The sequence below is a fragment of the Rhodococcus aerolatus genome (assembly GCF_054783215.1).
The window spans coordinates 1-4,692 of sequence record NZ_BAAGQZ010000003.1 but is presented as its reverse complement, the minus strand read 5'-3'; the positions used below and the strand labels follow the sequence as shown (position 1 = coordinate 4,692).

The window sequence follows — 4,692 nt, the reverse complement described above, 5'->3', positions numbered from 1 at the left end:
GCCGCGGCGGCGCTCGCCGCGGGCGGGCTCGGGGACGGCGGCCCGGCCGGTGCCGAGCAGCACGTCGCGGGCGCGCACGAGGTCGGCCGCGACGTCGGCCGAGGGCGTCGGGCCCCCGGACGGGCCGGTGCCCGCCGCAGCTGCGACGGGCACCGGCCTCCCCGGCTCACCGGGGTTCGTCTGAGACCCGGTCGGGTCAGAGCGCATCCGCACCGCGTTCCCCGGTGCGGACCCGGACGATGGACTCGACCGGGGACACCCAGACCTTGCCGTCCCCGATCTTGCCGGTGCGGGCGGCCTCGACGATGGCGTCGACGACCTTGTCCGCGGCGCTCTCGTCCACGACGACCTCGACGCGGACCTTGGGCACGAAGTCCACCGAGTACTCCGCACCGCGGTAGACCTCGGTGTGGCCCTTCTGGCGGCCGTAGCCCTGCACCTCGCTGACGGTCATGCCGAGCACGCCCAGCTGCTCGAGCGCGGCCTTGACGTCCTCCAGGGTGAACGGCTTGACGATGGCGGTGATGAGCTTCACGAGTGGCCCCTCTCTCCGGCCACGGCCGGGGTCTTGCCCAGTGTGTCGGCGGAACGGCTCAGGCCGCCGCCCGACCCGCCGCCCAGGGTGGCGAAGTCGTACGCACCCTCCGCGTGCTCGGCCTCGTCGATCCCGCCGGCCTCGGCCTCGTCGTCGGCGCGCAGGCCCATCGTGACCTTGATGAGCAGGGCGATGACGGTCGTGGCGACCAGCGAGTAGAGCAGGACGGCACCCGCACCGACGGCCTGGCGCCAGAGCTGGTCGACGCCACCACCGTAGAAGAGCCCGCTGACCGCGGCCGGCGCCTCCGGGGTGGCCACGAGGCCGACCATCAGGGTGCCGATGAGACCGCCGACGAGGTGGACGCCGACGACGTCGAGCGAGTCGTCGAAGCCGAACTTGAACTTCAGCCCGACGGCCAGCGCGCACAGGATGCCGGCGACGACGCCGATGGCCAGGGCGCCGATGACGTTGACCGAGGAGCAGGACGGCGTGATGGCGACCAGGCCGGCCACGATGCCCGAGGCCGCACCGAGGCTGGTGGCGTGGCCGTCGCGGATCCGCTCCACCAGCAGCCAGGCGAGCATGGCCGCGCAGGTGGCGACGGTGGTGGTGATGAAGGTGGCCCCGGCGATCCCGTTGGAGGCGACGGCCGACCCGGCGTTGAAGCCGTACCAGCCGAACCACAGCAGGCCCGCGCCGAGCATGACGAACGGCAGGTTGTGCGGCCGCATGGGCTCCTTGCCGAAGCCGCGGCGCTTGCCCAGCACGATGGCCAGCACGAGGCCCGCGGCACCGGCGTTGATGTGGACCGCGGTCCCGCCGGCGAAGTCGACGGCCTTGAGCTTGTTGGCGATCCAGCCGCCGTCGGTCGCGGTGACCCCGTCGAAGGCGAACACCCAGTGGGCGACCGGGAAGTAGACGACGGTGGCCCACAGCCCGGCGAAGACCAGCCACGGGCCGAACCGGAGCCGGTCGGCGACCGCGCCCGAGATCAGGGCGACGGTGATGATGGCGAACATGGCCTGGAAGGCCACGAAGACCGTCATCGGGATGGTGCCGGCCAGGGGCACCGACGCGGCCGCACCGGTGTCGGAGTCAGCCAGGTAGGTGCCGCCGATGATCGACTTCAGGCCCCAGTACTGGGTGGGGTCACCCAGGAAGTTGCCCTTGTCCTCGCCGAACGCCACCGAGTAGCCGTAGAGGACCCAGAGGATCCCCACCACGCCCATCGCGCTCAGGCTCATCATCATCATGTTCAGCACGCTCTTCGCGCGGACCATGCCGCCGTAGAAGAACGCGAGCCCGGGGGTCATGAGCAGCACGAGCGCAGCGCTCGCGAGCATCCAGGCGGTGTCCCCGGTGTTGGGGTCCCCCATCATGGGAAAGCCGTCCACGTAGTGCCTCCTCGTCAGACAGCCACGGACGTCGGGACCGCGGCCTTGGCCTGGAGGACAGGGTCCGCACCGCGTGTTTCACGGGTGCCGCCACGGTGTTTCCTGCGTGTGAACCACCGGCGCAGCCGTGTTAAGGCCGTGTGTCGCAGGTGCGTCCGCGGTGTGGCGGGACCGGTCGCCCACGACCGGGTCGCGCGCCACCGCCCCGAGGGGTCAGCTGCAGGTCAGCCCAGCAGGGCCTCGACGAAGGCCTCCGGCTCGAACGGCGCGAGGTCGTCGGCCCCCTCGCCGAGCCCGACGAGCTTGACCGGCACCCCGAGCTCTCGCTGCACCTGGAAGACGATGCCGCCCTTGGCCGTGCCGTCGAGCTTGGTCAGCACCACCCCGGTGACGGTGACGACCTCGGAGAACACCCGGGCCTGGGTCAGCCCGTTCTGCCCGGTGGTGGCGTCGAGGACCAGCAGCACCTCGTCGACGGCGGCCTTGCGCTCGACGACGCGCTTGACCTTGCCGAGCTCGTCCATCAGGCCGGTCTTGGTGTGCAGCCGGCCGGCGGTGTCGATGAGCACGGCGTCCACGCCCTGCTCGGTGCCGCGGGCGACGGCGTCGAAGGCCACGGCGGCGGGGTCGGCGCCCTCCTTGCCGCGGACCACCTCGGCCCCGACCCGGTCGGCCCAGGTCTGCAGCTGGTCCGCCGCGGCGGCCCGGAACGTGTCGGCCGCGCCCAGCAGCACGCGGCGGCCGTCGGCGACGAGGACCCGGGCGAGCTTGCCGGTGGTGGTGGTCTTGCCGGTGCCGTTGACCCCGACGACGAGCAGCACGGACGGCGCGTCGTCGTGGGGCAGGGCGGACAGCGACCGGTCGAGCTCCGGGGAGAGCTCGCCCACGAGCACCTCCTTGAGCAGCGCGCGGGCCTGCTCGGCGGTGCGGACCGAGCGGACGGCGAGCTGCTCGCGCAGCCGGGTGATCACGGCCTGGGTGGTGTCGTGGCCGAGGTCGGCGACGATGAGGGTGTCCTCGACCTCCTCCCACGCGTCCTCGTCGAGGTCGCCCGCGCCGAGCAGGCCCAGCAGCGACTGGCCGACGGCGCCCTGGGACCGCGCGAGCCGGCCGCGGAGGCGCTCCAGGCGGCCCTCGGTGGGGGCGATCTCCTCGCGCGGCTCGGGCTCGGGCTCGGCCGGCGCGGCCGGCTCGACGGCCGGCTCGACGGGCGCCTCGGGGGCCACCTCGGGCTCCGGGGCGGGCACGACCTCGCGCTCGACGGGGGTGCGGGGCGCGACGGGGGCGTCGGGCAGCTGCACCTCGACGAGGCCGCGCTGGGCGGAGTCGCGCGGCACCGACGCGTCGTCCCCGACCCGGGGCTGCCCGTCGTCGTCGGTGCGCTCCACGGGGGGCACGGGGGCCGCGGAGACCCGCGGGGTGCGGGGCGGGGCGGTCGGTGCCCGGGTGGGCGCTGCGGCCCCGCCGGAGCGCAGGTCGAACCCGCCCCCGGCGCGGTAGGTGGGACGCGGGGTGCCGACCTCGGGCATCGGCCTTCCGGTCAGCGACACCCGGCGGCGGCGGCGCAGCACCAGCCCCAGGACGAGCAGGGCGGCCAGCACCACCACGACGACGGCGACCACGACCCACGCTGTGCTGCTCACGTCCCCATCCTCGCAGCCGGGCCGCGGGCGTCGCCGGTGCGGGCCGGGCGGGTCAGGCCGGGGGCGCCTCGACGTCGGTGCCGCGCAGCCGCTGGCTGATGACCGTGGTGATGCCGTCGCCGCGCATGCTCACCCCGTAGAGCGCGTCCGCGACCTCCATGGTCGGCCGCTGGTGGGTGATGACGATGAGCTGGCTGTGCTCCCGCAGCTGCGAGAACAGGGTGATCAGGCGCCGCAGGTTGGTGTCGTCGAGCGCGGCCTCCACCTCGTCCATCACGTAGAACGGCGACGGCCGGGCCCGGAAGATCGCCACGAGCATGGCCACCGCGGTCAGCGACTTCTCCCCGCCGGAGAGCAGCGAGAGCCGGGTGATCTTCTTGCCCGGCGGGCGGGCCTCGACCTCGACGCCGGTGGTGAGCATGTCCTCGGGGTCGGTGAGCACCAGCCGGCCCTCGCCCCCCGGGAACAGCGTGGTGAACACGGCGCCGAACTCGGCCGCGACGTCGGCGTAGGCGGCGGTGAACAGCTCGAGGATGCGGGCGTCGACGTCGGCCACCACCCCGAGCAGGTCCTTGCGGGCGGCGCGGACGTCCTCGAGCTGGGTGGCGAGGAAGGAGTAGCGCTCCTCCAGGGCGGCGAACTCCTCGAGCGCCAGCGGGTTGACCTTGCCGAGCGTGGCCAGGTCCTTCTCGGCCTGCTTGAGCCGGGCCTGCTGCTCGGCGCGGACGAACGGCACCGGCGCCGGGGAGCTGACCTCCTCGCCGCGCTCGCGGGCGGCCGCCACCTCGGCGACGAGGGCGGGCGGCGGGGGCAGCGGCACGTGCGGGCCGTGCTCGGCCACCAGGTCGTCGGGCGCCAGGCCGTGGGTGGTCAGGACCTGCTCCTCGAGGGTGCTCACCCGCAGCGCCGCCTCGGTGCGGGAGACCTCGTCGCGGTGCAGCGCGGCCGTCAGCCCGGCCAGCTCGGTGGCCAGCACGCGCACCCGGTCCCGGCAGCCCGCCGCGGCCCGGTCGGTGCTGACCCGCTCCGCCGCGACCCGGTCCCGCTCGGCGGCGGCGCGCTCGACGAGGCGGGCGACCCGCTGCCCGACCTGCTCCACCGCGGCGGCGGCGGCGAC

At 74.5% G+C, this 4,692-nt stretch carries 4 protein-coding genes; all 4 read right to left on the bottom strand.

Translation table 11 applies throughout. The features are described 5' to 3' along the window. Nucleotides 1-196: 196 nt before the first annotated feature. Nucleotides 197-535, bottom strand: a complete 339-nt coding sequence (locus ACYVOF_RS01600; RefSeq protein ID WP_460863672.1) for a P-II family nitrogen regulator — start codon at nt 533-535, stop codon at nt 197-199. Then, nucleotides 532-1,914 carry an ammonium transporter gene (locus tag ACYVOF_RS01595; RefSeq protein WP_460863674.1) on the bottom strand — a complete coding sequence of 461 codons (1,383 nt, stop codon included), beginning with the start codon at nt 1,912-1,914 and terminating at the stop codon, nt 532-534. The genes ACYVOF_RS01600 and ACYVOF_RS01595 overlap by 4 nt, the downstream gene beginning before the upstream one ends. Nucleotides 1,915-2,156: 242 nt before the next feature. Further along, entirely contained in the window at nt 2,157-3,575 is a 1,419-nt protein-coding gene (ftsY, locus tag ACYVOF_RS01590) for a signal recognition particle-docking protein FtsY (RefSeq protein WP_460863670.1), read from the bottom strand. A 52-nt stretch (nt 3,576-3,627) separates the two neighbouring features. After that, nucleotides 3,628-4,692 (bottom strand): AAA family ATPase (locus ACYVOF_RS01585; RefSeq protein ID WP_460863668.1); only part of this gene is annotated, 1,065 nt, incomplete at its 5' end.